This is a genomic window from Syntrophorhabdales bacterium, assembly GCA_035541455.1.
Classification (GTDB): Bacteria; Desulfobacterota; Syntrophorhabdia; order Syntrophorhabdales; family WCHB1-27; genus JADGQN01.
Window position 1 is genome coordinate 1 of record DATKNH010000122.1, and the last position, 17,422, is coordinate 17,422.

The window sequence follows — 17,422 nt, forward strand, 5'->3', positions numbered from 1 at the left end:
CTGATCTTGGCTTCTATCGCGCGGACCTGTCTTCGTCCCTCCTGCTCCGGGGGTAGCTGTTCCCGCAGGCACGCGAGGTCAATGACCACGGCAGAGAGAGCCTGGCCCAGTTGATCATGCACCTCACGGGCAATATCGGCCCTGTCCCTCTCCCGTATCTGCTGGAGATGTTCTGAGAGATTCCGCAGATCCTCTCGTGACTTACGCACTTCTTGCTCAATCTTCTTACGCGCCTCTATTTCCTTCCGCAAACGCTCATTCACCGAGGCAAGATCCGCCGTGCGCTCCCTTACCCTCGTTTCGAGATCGGTCTTGGCGTGCAGAAGGGCGTGCTGAGCCTCTTTCCATGCCGTTGTGTCACGGAGCACGGCAAACAAAAGAGTTTTGCCTCCCAGCGTGATTGTGGTGATCGAAACTTCTACGGGAATTTTCATGCCATCATTGCGTAGCGCAACCCATTCAAACCTGTTGCTGCCCCTCTTCAGCGCGGACTTGAAAAGAGCACGGGCTTGCAGGGAAGAGAGGGTGCTGTCGGGCTGTTTCCTGGGGGAGAGCTTCTCCATCGTGGCGCCGATTATTTTTTTTCTGTCCTCATAGCCAAACATATTCTGGGCCGCACGATTGCAGTTGACCACCCGCTCTCCATCGAAGAGCACGAACGGGTCGGAGGAGTTCTCAAAAAAAGATCGGAATCGTGACTCGCTTTCCCTCAACTGGGCTTCGGCCACCTCGCGACGCGTGACGTCGATCCACAGGTTCACAATGAGATCCTTCCGGAGCACGACGCTCCGGTGCTCAAAGGTTCGGATTGTCCCGTCTGCGCAAATGTAAGGTTGTACCCGCGGTTCACCGCTGCCGGAGCGGACAACGTGTCTCCACGCCCTGTAGGCCTCGCTTCTCGCCTTCCGGTCAGGGATGGCCTTCTTCATCAGCGACTTTGTTGAGGGCGTTTCGGTAAGGGTATAGCCGAGCGTGTCAACTATCTGATTGTTTATGTAGAGGGCGTTGCCGGTGGGGCTCCCGAGTACAGCAACTCCGACCGGTAGTTTATCCAGAATCGACACAAGGTCATCTTTGTCTGCGTGAACCATCCATGATCCACGCTCAGGTCGAGCGCCTGCTTCGGCTCGTTTCTTAGCCTTGTTAGGAGACCTGTGTCTTCCGTTCGGGGGGCTCGATCTACGAACGACGTTATGCGTGTAGGCCATGCTATTCTCCCTTTGTGGCAAATAACTCCCAAAGGTACATTATCGCGTAATCAACCGGGAACAAGCAAGAGTAGTGTCCAGCAGGAACAATGCGCCGGGCTCTCCTTTCGCTGGAGTTGCTGGCATTGTACATTACCCGTGACAAGCGGTACCTTTGTATTACAAGCATACGCAGTTTCTGTGAACGGGGATTTCAAATCTCGATGTTATTTGGCACGTATGTTGCTGCGATAAGAGAATGCCGCCTGATTTTATAATATCTTTACTGTACACTATGATCCATGGGGCTCTATCCGTGGGAAGGTGCAAAAGATATACACGAGAGACGTGTCAAACAGGAAATGGTTTCAGGCTGCACAGTTATTGTCAACTCAGGAAGACGCATACCATGCAAGCCTGGCTCGCGGGACTGATGTGTATTGCACTAGCGGGGCTTCCGGGAATGCTTTTTGCCGGTGCTCCACTCGACACGGTGAAGAGAAATGTTGACAGTGTGCTCCAGATACTGCGTGATCCCAAACTCCAGGGCGAATCGGGAAGAAAGGTAAAAGAACAAAAGATCGAGGCCATTGTCGATCAACTGTTTGACTACGTGGAACTTTCGAAAAGGACCCTGGGGCTCAACTGGAATACGTTCACGATCGAGCAGCGCAAGGAATTCGTTCAGCTTTTCAGGTCCGTCCTCAAGGATACGTACATTGATAGGGTTACGACTTACAGCAACGAGCAAATTACTTTCATCAAGGAAGTGCCTCTATCGGATACAGCCTTCGAGGTTCAAGCTGTCGTCACCACGAAAAGCGGTCAGATTCCCGTAAGCTGCCGGGTTATCAGGGAAGGGGCAGAGTGGAAGGTTTATGACGTCGTGATCGAGGGCGTGAGCCTGGTTAACAACTATCGCACCCAGTTCCGGGAGATCCTCGCCAACAATCCGCCGGAAAAGCTGCTCGAAATACTCCGGGAAAAGCCGGGCACGCTCTCGTCGACACTCCCTCGCAGGTCGTAGCAGCATCTCCTGCACATCGCGGTTTGAATTGCTTCTACACGCCGAGATAGCGCGAGCGTATCTCCGGATTCTCTCTCAACTTCTCCGGCTCGGATTCCCAGACAATGGCCCCTCTGCTCATGATGTACACGTAATCGGCTATTTTGAGTGCGAAGGCAGAATCCTGGTCTACCAGGAGCAATGAAAGCTCCTGGGCTTTGATTTCCTTGATAATGCGGTGTACCTCACGAACCAGAAGGGGTGAAAGGCCCTCGGTCGGTTCATCCATGAGGAGTAAATCCGGATTACCCATGAGTGCGCGACCGCACGCAAGCATCTGTTGCTCACCGCCGCTTAACGTTCTTGCCCTTGACGACGATCGCTTCTCAAGGTTGGTGAACGTTGAGAATATTTCATTTATAGACCAGCGCGCGTTGCTTCCGCCTTGAGCCGCGATGTCCAGATTCTCTTTGACCGTAAGGGAAGGGAATGTGCGCCTTCCCTGGGGTACGAGGCCGATTCCCATTCTGACAATACGATAGATGCTCAGCTGAGTGATGTCCTGTCCCTTGAAAATGATGTTGCCCTGGCGAGGCGGTGTGAAACCGATAATCGAGCGCAGTAACGTGGTTTTACCCGCCCCGTTCCTGCCCAGTATGGCTATGACCTTGCCTTTCTCAACGTTTATGCTGACGCCTTGAAGTACGTGCGAGTCTCCGTAATATGTATGTATGTTTCGGACTTCGAGGAGGCTCATCAGTCCACACCCATGTATATTTCCTGCACCTGCGCATTGCCTTTCACTTCTTCAGGCGAACCGAAGGCTACGACCGTGCCGTAATGCAGCACCATTACCTTTTCTGCGATTCCAAAGGTCACGTCCATGTCGTGATCGATGAGCAGTACGGTGAAATCGCGTGAAAAGCTGCGGATGATGGACACGAAGCTTTGCGCCTCGTCCGGTGACAAGCCGCAGGTGGGCTCGTCCAGCAGCAGGAAGGACCGGTTCTGCGAGAGCGTCAGCATGATCTCCAGCTGGCGCTGCTCCCCGTAAGAGAGACTGCGGACAGGCACGTCTTTCCTGTGCGATAAGTTCCATTGATGCAGTATAGCTTCCGCCTGCGTGAGGAGATGCTTATACGAGGAGACAGGACGCACCAGGTTGTACCTCGTCATTCCTCCTGCCTCCAGCGCCAGCAGCACATTGTCCAGCACCGTGAGGTTTAGGAAAAGATTGGTGATCTGGAACGTGCGCCCTATACCCAGCGCGGCTCGCCGGTGAGCGGGCAATTTTGTGATATCCTTGCCGAAAACAAAAATTCTTCCGGCAGTGGGGGTGAGCATTCCGCTGAGCAACTGAAAGAGGGTGGTCTTGCCCGCTCCATTGGGTCCGATGATTGCGAGTCTCTCCCCTGGCGTCACCGTGAAGGAGACGTCGTTTACTGCGCGAACTCCTCCAAAGTCTTTTGTGAGATGTTCAACTACAAGCGCATCCAAGGAAGAGCCTCACTTTTGCGATCGCCTGAACAGCCTGTACACGCCCTGGGGCGCCAGCATTACGGTTGCCATGTAAAGTGCGCCCAGGATAATCATCCAGTGCTCGGTGTAGCCACTCACGAAATTCTTGATCAGTATAATGATACCTGCACCCAGTGCAGGTCCGAACAGGGTGCCCACTCCTCCCAGGATCACCATTATAAGCACCTCTGCAGAGGTGACGAGGTGGAGTTCGGAAGGGCTCACAAAGCCGTTGTAATAGACGAGCATCACTCCCGCGAGGCCGGCAAAAATCCCCGAGACGATAAAGGCGATGTACTTCTGGAGCCAGACATTGTAGCCCAGCGCAGTCATGCGCGTCTCGCTTTCTCGAATGCCCAGCAGGGTGTGGCCGAAAGAGGAACGCACAACGAGATACATCAGTAATGCTGCAATCACAAAGAAGAGGAGGACAAAATAATAGAAATGGGTTGTAGTGTGCAGATTCCAGTGCACGAACGAGAGGTCAGGACGTGCAATGCCCGGGAGCCCGTCATCGCCTCCGGTCAATGAGCGCCATTTGAACGCGATACCCCAAAGCATCATGGATGAAGCCAGGAGGATCATCAAAAGGTAGGTACCCGTGTTTCGCAGGACGATCAGGCCGAAGAGTGCGGCAACGATCCCTGCGGAGAGCACTCCTGCGAAGAGCTCGATGGCGAAGTGGGGGCCATGAAATATCTTGACGTTGATGATAGCGACTATGTACGCGCCCGTGCCAAGGAAGGCAGCATGCCCCAATGAGGCAAGCCCTGTATAACCCTGCAGGATATCGAGACTCATTGCGAAAATCGCATAGATGAGAATCAAGGTGAGAAGCCCCGTGTAGTAGGAAGGGAGGAAAAGGGGCGCCGCGCAGAGCAGGGCAAGCACTATGAGAAGGGTGATGACCGGTCTACCCTTTTTCATTTTGTTCCAAAAAGGCCGCTTGGTTTGATTGCCAGTACCACGACCATCGCAGCAAAGAGCGTGAAGATGGATAGCTCCGGGAGAAGACTCTTACCAAAAGAATCGATCAGTCCTATGAGAAGCGCCCCGACAAGCGCTCCCCGTAGGCTTCCTGTTCCGCCGATCACGACCACGACGATTGCGAGCAATAATATTTCAATATCGAGTCCGACACTCAATCCGACAAAGGGGCCGCCTATAACACCGGCCAGACCTGCCAGCAGTGCGCCCAGGCTGAATACCAGTGTTTTGACGAGTGAGATGTTAATGCCTATGCCCTGGGCCATTTCCGCATCATCCACGCCGGCCCGGACGATCGCGCCATATTTCGTTTTTTCCTGGAACCACCAGAGAAAAATCAGTATGAGCGCGCCGATAACGATCACTGCAAGGCGATAGTAGGGAACCACGATGCTGCCGAGATAGACCGTACCCTGCAGCAGTTCCGGTTTTGGGATTGCGAGAGGGTTTCCACCCCAAACCCAACGACACACATCGCTGATGATAAGGAGCATGCCGAATGTAAGCAACACCTGGGCCAGTGTTTCACTCGCGAATTTCTTTTCGAGCACCGTCTTATAGGAGACTATTCCGAGTATTCCGATGCTGATGAGACCGGCCATGCACGCCAGGAAAAAATTGTGTGTATATTGCGCGACCGTGTAGCCGATGTAACCGCCCAGCAAATAGAAAGATCCATGGGCGAGATTGACGATCCTCATGGTGCCCAGCATGAGAGTGAGCCCTGCTGCCAGCAGAAAAAGCAGCATACCGAAGACGACACCGTTTATGGTCTGGGTCAGGACAAAGGCCATTACTTACTTGTTCCACCAACCCCAGACATCGGCTTGAGCCACTTTGCCCATCTTGTCCAGAACGGCGTTGACCAGCTTTCCATCCCGTTTTTCCGTCTTGAGCACATACATGTTGATCACTCTCTGATGGTACTGGTCGAAGGCAAGCGGACCGGAAGGTGTTTCGATCTTTGCCGAAACTTTCATTATCTCGGCTGCTACTTTCTGAGGATCATCCACGTCGCCCTTGAGAGACTCGGCTGCAGCTCCAATCACCTGCGCTGAGACATATCCGAACTCACTGTAGCGGGATGGATTTTCACCATACTTGGCATTGTAAGCTTTCACGAAGGCTTTGTTCTTTGGCGAATCTATCATGAACGTGTAGTGGCCGCTGGTGATGAGTCCGATCGCGGCATCTCCTATTGAAGGGAGATACGGGTCGTCGACCATCGCCGCATGGCCGTAAAGAGGAAGCCGCTTCTTCAAACCGAATTCCTGGTACTGCTGCACGAACCTGACCGCATCTGTTCCGGCATAGAAACCGAAGACTGCATCCGCGCCTTTCACATCGATTGCGGCGAGGAAAGGAGCAAAATCCATGGTGCCCAATTTGGGATAAACTTCCTTGATCACCTTTCCTCCGGAAGCCTGAAATGCTGCAGTAAAAGCCTCGAGGGTGTGGTGCCCCGCAGCGAAATCAGATCCGGTCACCACTATGTTCCGGTAATTGGTGTTCTTGTACATCCATTTCCCCATGGGGTAGGCGTTCTCATCGGTCGTATCACAGACGCGGAAGATGTTCTGGCTTGCCTTCTGCGGAGACGTCAATTCACGGGTGAATGCAGTGGGGTTGATCTGAATCACCTTTTGCGCGCGCACGTAATCGTGAATAGCAAGGCCCACGGCACTGCTCACCGGACCTATTACAAACTGAACCTTCTGCTGCTCCACAAGGCGACGCACCTTGGTCAGGCCTGTGGTGGGGCTCAACTCGGTATCCTCTTTGACGATCTCAATCGGCCGGCCTCCTGCCTTCCTGCCGATCTCATCAAAGTAAAGCTCTGCGCCGTCCTGGACTCCCTTTGCCTGTAATGGCATGGTTCCAGTATAGGGAAGGAGTAATCCGATCTTAATCGGGCCTTTATCTGCTGCCACTGAAGGCGATCCTGTGATCACCAGTAGAGCGATGATTAAGCTTCCGAGAAACAGAAATGACAAGAGTTTTTTTTGATAATGCATCTGACGCCTCCTTGGTGTACGGGTTTTGATTGTCAGTTCAAGGCGCGAATACAGACGCTTTCGATGACACGGAAAGCTATCTGCCCGGCTTCTGATCCATTCCCGGTTTTGTAGTACCACGCTGCCCGGAAATTTGTCAACTACTTATTCTGCCTTATGCCACGACTTTCAATTGTCTCGCCCGCATCAGCAGACATGGCTGCGCATGCGTGTGAGACCTGTTATTACTTATTCCACCATTTCCACGTATCGACCTGCGATACCTTGCCTAACTTGTCTATGACTGCGTTTACCAGTTTGCCTTCTTTTTTCTCCACCTTCACAATATAGACGTCTATGATCCGCTGATTGTATTGATCGATGGCCAGCGTTCCTGCCGGCGTTTCTATCTTGCCCGAAGAAGACGCCCGCTTTATCTCCTTTGCCAATGGTGATACGTCCTCAACATTTCCTTTGGTTCCTTCAATGCCTGCAATAATCATTTTCGCGGCAGTGTAGCCATATTCGCTGTATCGTGAGGGCGTCTCGCCATATTTTGCCGTATATGCCTTTACAAAGGCCCTGTTCCTGGGTGTATCAAGTGTGGGTGGATAGTGACTTTGAGAAAGTATACCCAGGGCAGCGTCCCCTATCTGGGAAAGGTAAGGGTCATCTACCAGTGCCACCTGGCCGCCAAAAAGAGGCAGCCTTTTCTTGAGCCCGAATTCCTCGTACTGCTGCACAAATCGAATGGCATCGGTGCCCGTTGTCCAGGCCATGACGGCGTCTGCGCCTTTCACGTCGATCGTGCTCAGGAAGGGCGCAAAATCCATAGTGCCCATTTTAGGATAGACGTCTTTGAGGATTTTCCCCCCGGCTTCAGTGAAGCCTGCCTTGAACGCATCAACCGAATCGTGCCCTGCTTTATAGTCCTGACCGGTCACGACCACGTTGCGCCAATTCGTGTTCTTCATTACCCATCTTCCCATCGGGTAATTGCCCTGGTCCGATGTCTCTGTTGTCCGGAACATTTTTTCGTTTGCTTTCTCAGGTGATGTCAATTCGCGTGTGAATGCGCACGGGATAATCCATATGACGTTGCTCTTGAGCACGTAGTCATAAATGGCCAAAGCTTCGGCGCTGCTGACCGGACCCACTATGAAATTGACTTTCTGCTCTTCGATTAACCGGCGCACTTTCGTGAGCGCCACGGTGGGATTGAGTTCCGAATCCTCCTTCAACACCTGTATTGCGCGGCCACCCGCTCTCCGGTGAATTTCATCAAAGGCGAATTCTGCTCCATCGGAAGAACCTTTTGCCTGGAGAGGAGCAATACCCGTGTACGAAAGAAGCAGACCAACTTTAATGGGTGACTTTTCCGCTGCGAGCGAATCTGAAGCGGTCATAGCAAATACGGCTATGAAGACAACCAGACACACAAAAATCCATTTCCCTTTCTTTGATGACATCCCTGACTCCTTTCTCGTGATTCGCGTGTCCGGCGGAGCTACCGTTTGCCAGGTGAGCTGCTGACTGCCAAGCCTTGTGCGGTTTGGTCTCTTGCACCCCCGAACGCTTGAACCCCTTTTACTTCACCCACCATTTCCAAACATCTGTCTGAGCCACCCTGCCGAGCTTGTCGACAACGACATTGACCAGCTTCCCGTCACGTTTTTCCGTCTTCACCACGTACATGTTGACGATCCTCTGGTTATACTGATCAAACGCAAGAGGACCTGAAGGCATTTCCAGTGTATTAGCGGTTTTTTTCATCTCCTTAGCTGTCCGCGCGCTGTCCTCCACATCGCCCTTCAAAGCCTCGATGGTCGCGCCGATCATGCTGGCTGCTGTATAGCCATATTCACTGTAACGGTAAGGAGGATGGCCATACCTGCTCGTGTACGATTTAACAAATGCCTTGTTCTTAGGCGTATCTAAATTGACCGGGTAATGGCTGCTGGTGATAAGGCCGATTGCAGCGTCGCCTACGCCGGGTAGATACGGGTCATCGGCTATAGTCACAAAGCCGTACAGGGGAATCCGTTTCTTGATGCCAAATTCCTCGTACTGTTGAACAAACCTGACAGCATCCGTCCCGACGTACATGGCGTAGGTGGCATCTATTCCCTTTTCCATCCCGCTCAGGAAAGGAGCAAAATCCATGGTGCCCAATTTTGGGAAAATCTCTTTAACTACCTTGCCTCCGGCTGCCTCGAAGCCGGCTTTGAAAGCTTCAACGTTATGATGTCCGCCAGCAAAATCGGAACCTGTTATCGCCATGTTGCGGTAAGGTGTGTTTTTGATTATCCACGCGCCCATGGGGTAGTTACACTGGTCGGACGTCTCGACAGTACGGAAAACGTTCTCGGCCCATTTGTCTGGCCCTGTCAGCTCTCTCGTATTGGCAACCGGGTTCAGAAGTATGACGTTCTGCTTGCGGACGTAGTCCTGTATGGCCAGTCCTACGGCGCTGTTCACCGGTCCTACTATAAAGTTTACCTTCTGCTGCTCTACCAGCCGGCGTACCTTGGTGAGGCCCGTGGTCGGATTATTCTCGTCATCTTCTTTAATGATCTGAATCGGTCTACCCCCGGCTTTCATGCCAAGCTCGCCGAAATAGAGCTCCACCGAATCATTAACCCCTTTTGTTTGAAAGGGCATGGTGCCGGTATAAGGAAGCAGCAGCCCGATCTTAATGGGCGGCTTGTCTGCTGCCATCGCGCCCGAACCCGCCACTACAGAAAGCCCGATCAGTACAGCCAGACAAATCAAGAACAGTCTGCTCTTTCGATTTGCCATGTTTATGCTCCTTTTACATGGTTTAGCATTTGTAGCATTGAGTACAAAACCGTTCCCGTCTTTAACCTGAAACTCGTAACTCGCAACGTCTTCTCCCCTTCACTTGTTCCACCATTTCCAGGCATCTGTCTGGGCCACTTTGCCGATCTTGTCAATCACAACATTGACCAGCTTGCCATCGCGCTTTTCCACCTTCTCCACATAGACATTCACGATCCTCTGGTTATACTGATCGAAGGCGAGAGGGCCCGACGGCGTCTCGATTTTGGGAGCGACCTTCTTGATGGTCTCAGCTACCTGCGCGGTAGCGTCAAGGTTACCCTTCAAGGCATCCGCTGCTGCAGCGATACACTGGGCAGAGACGTAGCCGAATTCGCTATACCTGGATGGGACCTCACCCCACTTTGTCTGATACGCCTTCACGAAGGCATTGTTCTCGGGGGTGTCTATCGTCCAGGCATAGTGACAGCTCGTGATGATGCCAAGAGCGGCGTCCCCCATACTGGGCAGGTAGGGATCGTCGGCTATCACACCGTATCCATAAAGAGGAAGCCGTTTCTTCAAGCCGAATTCCTGATACTGCTGTACGAAACGGACCGCATCCGTACCCGCGTACCATGCGTACACAGCGTCCGCCCCTTTGATGTCTATCGCGGTGAGGAACGAGGCGAAATCCATGGTGCCCAATTTTGGGTAGACCTCTTTGATGATTTTTCCACCAGCCTCTTCAAATCCGGCTTTGAAGGCTTCTACGCTGTGGTGTCCCGCTGAAAAATCAGAGGCTGTAATGACAATATTGCGATACGGCGTACTCTTGTACATCCACTTGCCCATCGAGTAGTTGGTCTGATCGGTCGTCTCGACCACGCGGAATATATTGGGGCTCCACTTCTGGGGTGAGGTTAATTCCCTGGTAAAGGCAACGGGATTGATTTGAATAACCTTCTGGCCCCGGAGATAGTCATGGATCGCGAGAGCCACAGCACTGCTCACAGGGCCCACGACAAAATCCACCTTATACTGCTCCACGAGCCGCTTGACCTTGGTCAACCCCACCGTTGGGTTATTCTCATCGTCCTCTTTTATCACCTGAATGGGCCGACCACCCGCCTTCTGCCCTATCTGAGCGAAGTAAAGCTCCACACCGTCACTGACACCTTTTGCCTGAAGAGGCATGGTGCCGGTGTAGGGAAGGAGGAGGCCGACTTTGATAGGTGGCCTTTCCGCTGTCTGCGCCACTCCGCCGCACGCCAGAGTAACTGCCAGTACCAATCCCCATATCAATATGCATCTCCCCTTGCTGAACATGTAACGTTCCTCCTTTTTTGAAATATGTAGATGATAGATGTGCGCCTTTGCCACTGTCAACTCTTTTCTGCCGCCCGGAGCCGAGCAGGAGGGAAAGAGTGTTCCGGCATATAGCATCGCTCAAGCATGCTTCTGCAGCGTTAATGAGAAGTCGCCTTTGCTGACGTGCACGTAACTGAGCTCTTCCTTTCGCAGCAGTTCCTGGATAATCATCACCAGTGGATTGGCAGACGTAAGGTATTCTCTCGGAGGTCCCGCAGCGCGCATGGCTTGTATCTCCTTTTCCTCCTGGACGATGAACCTGAGTATCAGCTCGTCGTCAGACATGCCAGAGCCGCCAAGTTTCTGCCGCAGTTGGTCTATCGTCGGCTGCGGGGGTACGAAGGTGGCGAGTTCCTTCGCTCGGGTGAGATTCAATATTCTATCCTTAATGTTCGGCTTCACCTCGGAGCTTGCTTCCTGTCCCCAGAACCCGAGGCAATACATGATTATCTCCTCCGTGACCTGCTTGTATCTTTCACCGGTCATGATGTTTATTGCGGCCTGGCTCGCGACGAACTGCGAAAAGGGTGTGACCATGATCGGATACCCGAGGTCCTCTTTTACCTGCACAATCTCCTCGAGAACCTTGTTGAGCCTATCCTGCATGCGCATCTGCGTGAGTTGATGCTTGAGATTGGAGATCACACCGCCGGGCACCTGGTGGATGTACTGGTACTCGTCATATTCGAGGGGAACGCCGATCGGCAACCCCTCCCGTTTCGCAATGTAGGTGAAGTGGCTTGCCACGGGGAGGAGCGCCTGGTCGTCTACGGCGATATCGTAGCCCAGCATGCGAAGATTGTTTATCACGTTGAATATAGAGGGTTGCGACGAGCCGTTCGCCAGGGGGGGGATGGCCGTATGGATCGTCCGGCAACCGGCCTTGACTGCTTCAAGATAGCAGATGGGGGCCAGTCCCGTGGTGCAGTGGGAGTGCAATTCCAGCGGTATCCCGCCCGTGCATGCCAGCATGGCCGGTATCACGGTACGGGCGCGCTCCGGCGTGAGCAGCCCACCCGAATCTTTGAGGTAGATGACGTCCGGTTTCAGCTTTGCCGCATCCTTTGTTCTTTGGGCGTAATAGGCATCCGAATGCTTGGGTGAATACGAATAGATGAGTGCGAGCGACACCTTCAATCCGACTTCTTTTGCAAATCCGACGCATTCAGGGATCCTGAAGGTCATATCGTTCGCTGCATCCATTAACTCTATCTGGTTTATGCCTGCCGCAGCGATACGTTCCATGAAGAGTTTGAGTAACGAGAACGGCGTCAGGTCAAAGGCCGTGATGTTATGGCCCATCATGAGCACGAGCGGTGTCTTTTTCACCCGTGCGGAGAGAAGCCTTATTCTTTCCCACGGGTCATCGCGAAGCTCCCGCACACATTTCTTGAAGTGGCTCGTCGCTATGATTTCCATAGCCGTAAATCCCGCGGCGTCCATCAGGGAGGCGACCGGGAGCATCATGCCTGTGGTCATACCTTCTGCCCATAGACTCGCATGTCCGTCCCGGAATGTGGTGTCTACGAATCTTACCTGATCCATTATTCGCTCCTCTTTTCAAAAAAACTACTGCGCAATATCTATTTCTTCTGATAGTCTTCCAGCACTTCTTCCAACCACTTTGTGTGAACATCCCCTTTTCTATACTCGTCCCTGTTCAATACGAAGAGCAGAAAGGGAATAACTGTGTCGATGCCTCTGATCACAAAATGTTCGAGGGCATACTTCATCCGGTCGATTGCCGTAGCACGATCTTTTCCGTGAGTGATCACTTTGGCGATCAGCGAATCGTAATAGGGTGGAACGAAATAGCCCGCATAGCAATGGGTGTCGACGCGTATGCCCGGGCCATCGGGGGTTACCCACTCTCGCAGCTTGCCCGGAGAGGGGGCAAAATCTCGTTCGGGTGCTTCAGCCGTCACCCTGCATTCTATGGCATGTCCGGTGAGAGTCACCATAGATTGAGAAAAGCTGAGCGGCTCGCCTGCGGCGATACGGATCTGCTCCCTGACGATATCTACACCGCTGACCATCTCTGTAACCGGATGTTCAACCTGTACCCTGGTATTCATCTCCAGGAAGTAAAATTTCTGTGTCTCCTTATCGAAGATAAACTCGACAGTACCAGCGCTCCGATACCCGATGTTCCGCGCAATGGTTACGCCTGCCGCCCGTATCTGCTGCCTGAGCGCATCAGGTAGGGAAGGTGCAGGCGCCTCTTCGATCACTTTCTGGTAACGCCGCTGCAAGGAGCAGTCCCGTTCGCCCAGATGTATCACATTACCCTGTGCATCCCCAAGAACCTGTACCTCTATGTGGCGCGCGTGTGGAATATATTTTTCGAGGTAGAGCACTTCATCGCCGAAGGCGGTCCTCGCCTCTGCTCCAGCGGTTTCGAATACGGTTGAAAGCTGCGAAGGTTCACTCACGATCTTGATCCCCCGGCCTCCGCCACCGGCCGCGGCTTTGAGAATAACGGGAAAACCTATTTCCCGGGCCCGGTGCTCTGCCTCTCTGATGTTCCTCACTTTTTCAGAACCGGGGATCACGGGAATTCCATAGCTCCTCACCATCTTGCGCGCAAGAAGCTTGTTTCCCATTTCCCTGATGCAATGTTCCGGAGGCCCTACGAAGAGCAGGCCCTGCTCGTCGCAGATTTTTGGCAGGTCCGGATGTTCGGCCAGAAAACCGTAACCGGGATGGATCGCCTGCGACCCGGTACCTTTCGCGGCACAAACTATGGTGCTTATTCTGAGGTAACTCTCCTGGGCGCGGGCCGGCCCAATGCAGACGACGCGGTCAGCCATGCGCGCAGCCATGCTTTCGCGGTCCGCCTCAGACACAGCAAGCACTGCCTCTATACCCAGCGCCCTGCACGCTTTGATAATACGGACCGCTATTTCACCACGGTTCGCGATGAAAAGCCGGGAGATACGCGCCACAACTCTCCTTTCAGGAAAGCCCTGTTTCAGGCTCCACCATGAAGAGCGGCTGCCCATACTCGACCATGTCGTTGGTCTCTACCAGTATCTCTTTTATGCGACCGCGTACCCCCGCTTTTACCGCGGTGAAGACCTTCATGACTTCTATAAGGCACACCGTATCCTCTTCCTTTACAATAGAACCGATTTCAACGTAGTGAGGCGAATCGGGTGCCGGCCTTCTGTAGACTGTGCCCAATAATGGGGCTTTAATAGGGATTTCCTCGCGCCCTGTGGCTGCTTGTGTGGCCTTATCCTTGCCTGCACGCGGTCTGGCAGCCTTTTCTTGTTTCTTTGCAATTGGTGTGGGAACCGGATCGGGGAGGGTGGGTGCAGGTCCCGGGTGTGGAGCATTGACGGGCTTCGGAGTGCTTTCGCATCCACCCTTTTTCACGATCAGCTTCAGTTCACCTGTTTCCAGGTGTAATTCGTCAAACGTGGATTCCTCCACCAGTTTGAGTATCCGGATTATCTCGTCTTGCGTTAGTGTCATAGAACCTCCAATACCAGGATCCAAACTTTCTCAGCCTTAATCTTAACCCATCTTCCGCGCCGCACATATGTGCGATGTTTATCCGAGCCACGCTCTCCGCGTGAAGGTGGTCCTTGCGCCGCGATCCAGCTTCTAGGTAAGACTCTCCATAATTTCTGAAAATGTTGCTGAGTCAACCGCAACGCCGAAGTATTTGTTCATGTTCAGAATGGCTGATTGGTGCTCTTCAAGAGAGAACGCGCCGCAGCAGTCCTCGACGTAAATTATGCGATAGTCAAGGTTGTAGCCGTCGCGAGCGGTGGTTTCCACACACACGTTCGAAGCAACCCCGGTCATGAGCAGTGTTTCTATCCGCCTGGCGCGCAGCACCAGGTTCAGATCGGTCCCGACGAAGCCGCTGAAGCGATGCTTCGTCGTGATGAAATCGCCCACGTGGGGAGCAACCTTGTAAAATTCGGCACCCCATGTTTCCGGCCTGCATATGGGCATTTCTCTCCCCGCCCCTGCCAGCCGGCCAACCCATGAATCCGAATCCGTCCAATTGCTGTGAATAGTCCGTACGAACACAACAGGCATTTCCCACGTGCGGCATTGCTCTACGAAAGGAAGCAGCCGGTCAACCGACTTTTCCACGTGAGAGAGGTCAAAACCTCTTCTTCCGAAGACCCCCTCAGGATGGCAGAAGTCGTTCTGGACATCAACGACGACCAGGGCTGTCCTGCCCGGCTTGATTTGAGCGGCGATTCTCTTCCTCACAGATTCATCAACCATTGCAGACCTCCGCATCATCGCTCCGGATCCGGATATCGAAATCCGAAAGAATGCCCCATATCAGGGATTAACTCCATCTTTATTTTTTTGCGCATCAGTAGCGTTTGTCAACAACATTTTGGGGCCGCAGGCCTTGACAATGGTCCCGTGTTTGAGATACACCCTTTGAAATTACCCGTACTCCGCCATTCTGAACAGACGAAAAAACTTTCCGGAAGGCCACAGAGCAACTATTCCAGGAGGCATACATGAAGATCGACATATTTAACCACATCTCCCCGCGAAAATTTTACGATAAGATGCTGAGTATAGCTCCCAATGCAAAAGATATACACAAACGCATTAGAAATATACCTTGCCTCGTCGATCTGGACGAGCGGTTCAAGATCATGGACCTTTTTGATGATTACGCGCAGATCATATGCCTCTCCTCCCCACTCGAGGTCTTTGGGCCTCCGCCTGTTTCGACAGACCTGGCAAAGCTTGCAAACGATTCAATGGCTGAACTGGTAGCCAAATATCCGGATCGCTTCCCTGGCTTTATCGCGTCTCTGCCGATGAACGATCCTGAAGGACTCCTGAAAGAAACGAGGAGAGCCATCGGCGATCTTGGCGCAGTGGGTGTGCTTGTATTCAGCAACGTGCTGGGCAGGCCTCTCGACAAGCCTGAGACCATGCCACTCTTCGACCTGATGGCCGAACTCGACCGCCCTGTGTGGCTGCATCCCTACAGAACAGCAGAATTTGCCGACTACAAGAGTGAACCGAAAAGCCATTACGAAATCTGGTGGACGTTCGGCTGGCCCTACGAGACCAGCGTGGCCATGGCCCATCTGGTTTTTGCGGGACTTTTTGATCGCCATCCCGATCTCAAGATCATTACCCATCATCTGGGAGCGATGATTCCTTACTTCGAAGGAAGAGTCGGCCCCGGCTGGGACCAGTTGGGTACGAGGACATCCGATGAGGATTACAGTGTGCTGCTCAAGAAGCTGAAGAAAAGACCATTCGACTATTTCCACATGTTCTATGCGGACACTGCTGTTTTCGGGTCGAAGGCAGCGACGGTGTGCGGACTCGATTTCTTCGGCGCGGATAAGACGCTCTTTGCTTCCGATTCCCCCTTTGATCCTGAAAAAGGACCAGCCTACATCCGCTCAACCATCGAAATCCTCGACAACCTGCCGATCAGCGCCGAGAACAGAAAGAAAATCTATGAAGGAAATGCAAGGCAGCTTTTAAAACTGGGCTAACTCTGTAGTAGACTATAGTTCGAAGAAACCGAGCGCATCGTCAGTTGGCGCGATGATTTATGAGGAGGCAGGAAATGAAAGAAAGGAAAAGTTTCATCAGTGTTGCAGTTGTATGTTTGCTGCTGGCATCCCTCTGGGTATATTCGGATGCGTCGGCTCAGGAGAAACTTGTCGCCTATTATAGCCCTCCGGCAGGCGGGGGTGCGTTCACACTGGTCGCAGGACAGGTCACGGTCACAAACAGGTACATGGGAGGCGGGTATAAATTTGTTCACGAACAGACCACAGGCACTCTGGAAATCGTGAGGCGCATGGCGCTGGCACAGCAGCAGAAGAAAGATGCCTTTGGAGATTTCGGATCGACTGACGGGTACAATGCATGGAAGGGCAGGGCGGAGTACACAGGAAAAGCATTTCCCGGTCTCAGGGCCATCGCTTACAACCAGCTGGTTGACCTCTATCTTGCCGTCCCGGCGAACTCCCCCATCAAATCCTTTGCGGATATCAAAGGCAAACGTATCGGCGTAGGCGGTCCGGGAAGCTCGGTCGCCAACACCGGATTTCTCATCCTTCAACAATATGGCATCAAGAAAGAGGACTTCAAACCCTTCTATTTCGTCTATAAAGAGACCATAGAGGGGATCCAGGACGGATCGCTTGATGGCGGTTTCCTGGCGGGTGGTTATCCCATGCCCTCCTATCTGGAACTCTCCACGAGAAACAACGTCCGTATAGTGCCGGTGGATGAAAAGATTGCTCAAAAGATTATCTCGGACCAGCCCGGTTACTACACAAGTGTCGTAAAGGCGAAATCCTATAAGGGGCTGGACAATGATACGCGTATCCTGGGTTGGACAGGAACTATCTGGACGCACTCGGGAGTGAGCGACGACTTGGTTTACAAATTCATCAAGAACCTTTTTGATCACAAGGAAGAGTATTTTGCAGTGCACCAGGATGCAAAAGAGCTGAAACTGCAGGAGTACAACAAAGGAGTTGCCGTACCCTTCCACCCCGGTGCGGAAAAATATTTTAAAGAGATGGGCGTCTGGAAAGCGGCGGCAACTAAGTGAGAACGAA

16 protein-coding genes are annotated in these 17,422 nt (G+C 52.8%); 3 read left to right on the forward strand and 13 right to left on the reverse strand.

The genetic code is table 11. The annotated features are described in order from the left end of the window. On the reverse strand, positions 1 to 1,208 hold a 1,208-nt coding region (locus VMT71_12980; protein ID HVN24878.1), incomplete at its 3' end, for a PAS domain S-box protein. Between the two features lie 388 nt (positions 1,209 to 1,596). Here VMT71_12980 and VMT71_12985 point away from each other — a divergent pair. Then, a complete protein-coding gene (locus tag VMT71_12985; GenBank protein ID HVN24879.1) occupies positions 1,597 to 2,214 on the forward strand; it encodes an ABC transporter substrate-binding protein in 618 nt (205 codons plus the stop codon). Between the two features lie 34 nt (positions 2,215 to 2,248). On the opposite strand, the gene VMT71_12990 is transcribed toward VMT71_12985, so the two are convergent. From VMT71_12990 to VMT71_13045, 12 genes are all read right to left on the reverse strand, one after another. Beyond that, on the reverse strand, positions 2,249 to 2,950 hold the full coding sequence (locus VMT71_12990; GenBank protein ID HVN24880.1) for an ABC transporter ATP-binding protein: 702 nt from the start codon (positions 2,948 to 2,950) through the stop codon (positions 2,249 to 2,251). Further along, complete coding sequence (locus VMT71_12995) at positions 2,950 to 3,690, reverse strand: ABC transporter ATP-binding protein (protein ID HVN24881.1); 741 nt, start codon at positions 3,688 to 3,690, stop codon at positions 2,950 to 2,952. Before VMT71_12995 ends, VMT71_12990 begins: the two co-directional genes overlap by 1 nt. A gap of 9 nt (positions 3,691 to 3,699) precedes the next feature. Then, the gene (locus VMT71_13000; protein HVN24882.1) at positions 3,700 to 4,638 is read right to left on the reverse strand and encodes a branched-chain amino acid ABC transporter permease; all 939 of its coding nucleotides are present in this window, start codon (positions 4,636 to 4,638) and stop codon (positions 3,700 to 3,702) included. After that, positions 4,635 to 5,492, reverse strand: coding sequence for a branched-chain amino acid ABC transporter permease (locus VMT71_13005; GenBank protein ID HVN24883.1), 858 nt, complete (start codon positions 5,490 to 5,492; stop codon positions 4,635 to 4,637). Before VMT71_13005 ends, VMT71_13000 begins: the two co-directional genes overlap by 4 nt. Before the next feature lie 3 nt (positions 5,493 to 5,495). Next, positions 5,496 to 6,713, reverse strand: coding sequence for a penicillin-binding protein activator (locus VMT71_13010; GenBank protein ID HVN24884.1), 1,218 nt, complete (start codon positions 6,711 to 6,713; stop codon positions 5,496 to 5,498). Positions 6,714 to 6,937: 224 nt separating this feature from the next. Further along, positions 6,938 to 8,161 carry an ABC transporter substrate-binding protein gene (locus VMT71_13015; protein ID HVN24885.1) on the reverse strand — a complete coding sequence of 408 codons (1,224 nt, stop codon included), beginning with the start codon at positions 8,159 to 8,161 and terminating at the stop codon, positions 6,938 to 6,940. 118 nt (positions 8,162 to 8,279) lie between these two features. Beyond that, positions 8,280 to 9,491, reverse strand: a complete 1,212-nt coding sequence (locus tag VMT71_13020) for an ABC transporter substrate-binding protein (protein HVN24886.1) — start codon at positions 9,489 to 9,491, stop codon at positions 8,280 to 8,282. Positions 9,492 to 9,590: 99 nt separating this feature from the next. After that, positions 9,591 to 10,916 carry a penicillin-binding protein activator gene (locus tag VMT71_13025; GenBank protein HVN24887.1) on the reverse strand — a complete coding sequence of 442 codons (1,326 nt, stop codon included), beginning with the start codon at positions 10,914 to 10,916 and terminating at the stop codon, positions 9,591 to 9,593. A gap of 3 nt (positions 10,917 to 10,919) precedes the next feature. Next, positions 10,920 to 12,386: a hypothetical protein gene (locus VMT71_13030; GenBank protein HVN24888.1), complete on the reverse strand. Its 1,467-nt coding sequence runs from the start codon at positions 12,384 to 12,386 to the stop codon at positions 10,920 to 10,922. Between the two features lie 38 nt (positions 12,387 to 12,424). Next, positions 12,425 to 13,786 carry an acetyl-CoA carboxylase biotin carboxylase subunit gene (locus tag VMT71_13035; protein HVN24889.1) on the reverse strand — a complete coding sequence of 454 codons (1,362 nt, stop codon included), beginning with the start codon at positions 13,784 to 13,786 and terminating at the stop codon, positions 12,425 to 12,427. 10 nt (positions 13,787 to 13,796) lie between these two features. After that, positions 13,797 to 14,318: a biotin/lipoyl-containing protein gene (locus VMT71_13040; protein HVN24890.1), complete on the reverse strand. Its 522-nt coding sequence runs from the start codon at positions 14,316 to 14,318 to the stop codon at positions 13,797 to 13,799. A 132-nt stretch (positions 14,319 to 14,450) separates the two neighbouring features. Beyond that, the gene (locus VMT71_13045) at positions 14,451 to 15,089 is read right to left on the reverse strand and encodes an isochorismatase family cysteine hydrolase (protein ID HVN24891.1); all 639 of its coding nucleotides are present in this window, start codon (positions 15,087 to 15,089) and stop codon (positions 14,451 to 14,453) included. 248 nt (positions 15,090 to 15,337) lie between these two features. On the opposite strand from VMT71_13045, the gene VMT71_13050 reads away from it, so the two are divergent. After that, positions 15,338 to 16,342, forward strand: a complete 1,005-nt coding sequence (locus VMT71_13050; protein HVN24892.1) for an amidohydrolase family protein — start codon at positions 15,338 to 15,340, stop codon at positions 16,340 to 16,342. Between the two features lie 74 nt (positions 16,343 to 16,416). Then, positions 16,417 to 17,415, forward strand: coding sequence for a TAXI family TRAP transporter solute-binding subunit (locus tag VMT71_13055; GenBank protein ID HVN24893.1), 999 nt, complete (start codon positions 16,417 to 16,419; stop codon positions 17,413 to 17,415). Positions 17,416 to 17,422: the final 7 nt, after the last annotated feature.

Coding starts and splice junctions, on each gene's coding strand:
- VMT71_12985 (HVN24879.1), top strand. CDS start 1,597: ATGCAAGCCTGGCTCGCGGGACTGATGTGTATTGCACTAGCGGGGCTT.
- VMT71_12990 (HVN24880.1), bottom strand. CDS start 2,950: ATGAGCCTCCTCGAAGTCCGAAACATACATACATATTACGGAGACTCG.
- VMT71_13000 (HVN24882.1), bottom strand. CDS start 4,638: ATGAAAAAGGGTAGACCGGTCATCACCCTTCTCATAGTGCTTGCCCTG.
- VMT71_13005 (HVN24883.1), bottom strand. CDS start 5,492: ATGGCCTTTGTCCTGACCCAGACCATAAACGGTGTCGTCTTCGGTATG.
- VMT71_13010 (HVN24884.1), bottom strand. CDS start 6,713: ATGCATTATCAAAAAAAACTCTTGTCATTTCTGTTTCTCGGAAGCTTA.
- VMT71_13015 (HVN24885.1), bottom strand. CDS start 8,161: ATGTCATCAAAGAAAGGGAAATGGATTTTTGTGTGTCTGGTTGTCTTC.
- VMT71_13020 (HVN24886.1), bottom strand. CDS start 9,491: ATGGCAAATCGAAAGAGCAGACTGTTCTTGATTTGTCTGGCTGTACTG.
- VMT71_13025 (HVN24887.1), bottom strand. CDS start 10,916: ATGCTATATGCCGGAACACTCTTTCCCTCCTGCTCGGCTCCGGGCGGC.
- VMT71_13030 (HVN24888.1), bottom strand. CDS start 12,386: ATGGATCAGGTAAGATTCGTAGACACCACATTCCGGGACGGACATGCG.
- VMT71_13040 (HVN24890.1), bottom strand. CDS start 14,318: ATGACACTAACGCAAGACGAGATAATCCGGATACTCAAACTGGTGGAG.
- VMT71_13045 (HVN24891.1), bottom strand. CDS start 15,089: ATGGTTGATGAATCTGTGAGGAAGAGAATCGCCGCTCAAATCAAGCCG.
- VMT71_13050 (HVN24892.1), top strand. CDS start 15,338: ATGAAGATCGACATATTTAACCACATCTCCCCGCGAAAATTTTACGAT.
- VMT71_13055 (HVN24893.1), top strand. CDS start 16,417: ATGAAAGAAAGGAAAAGTTTCATCAGTGTTGCAGTTGTATGTTTGCTG.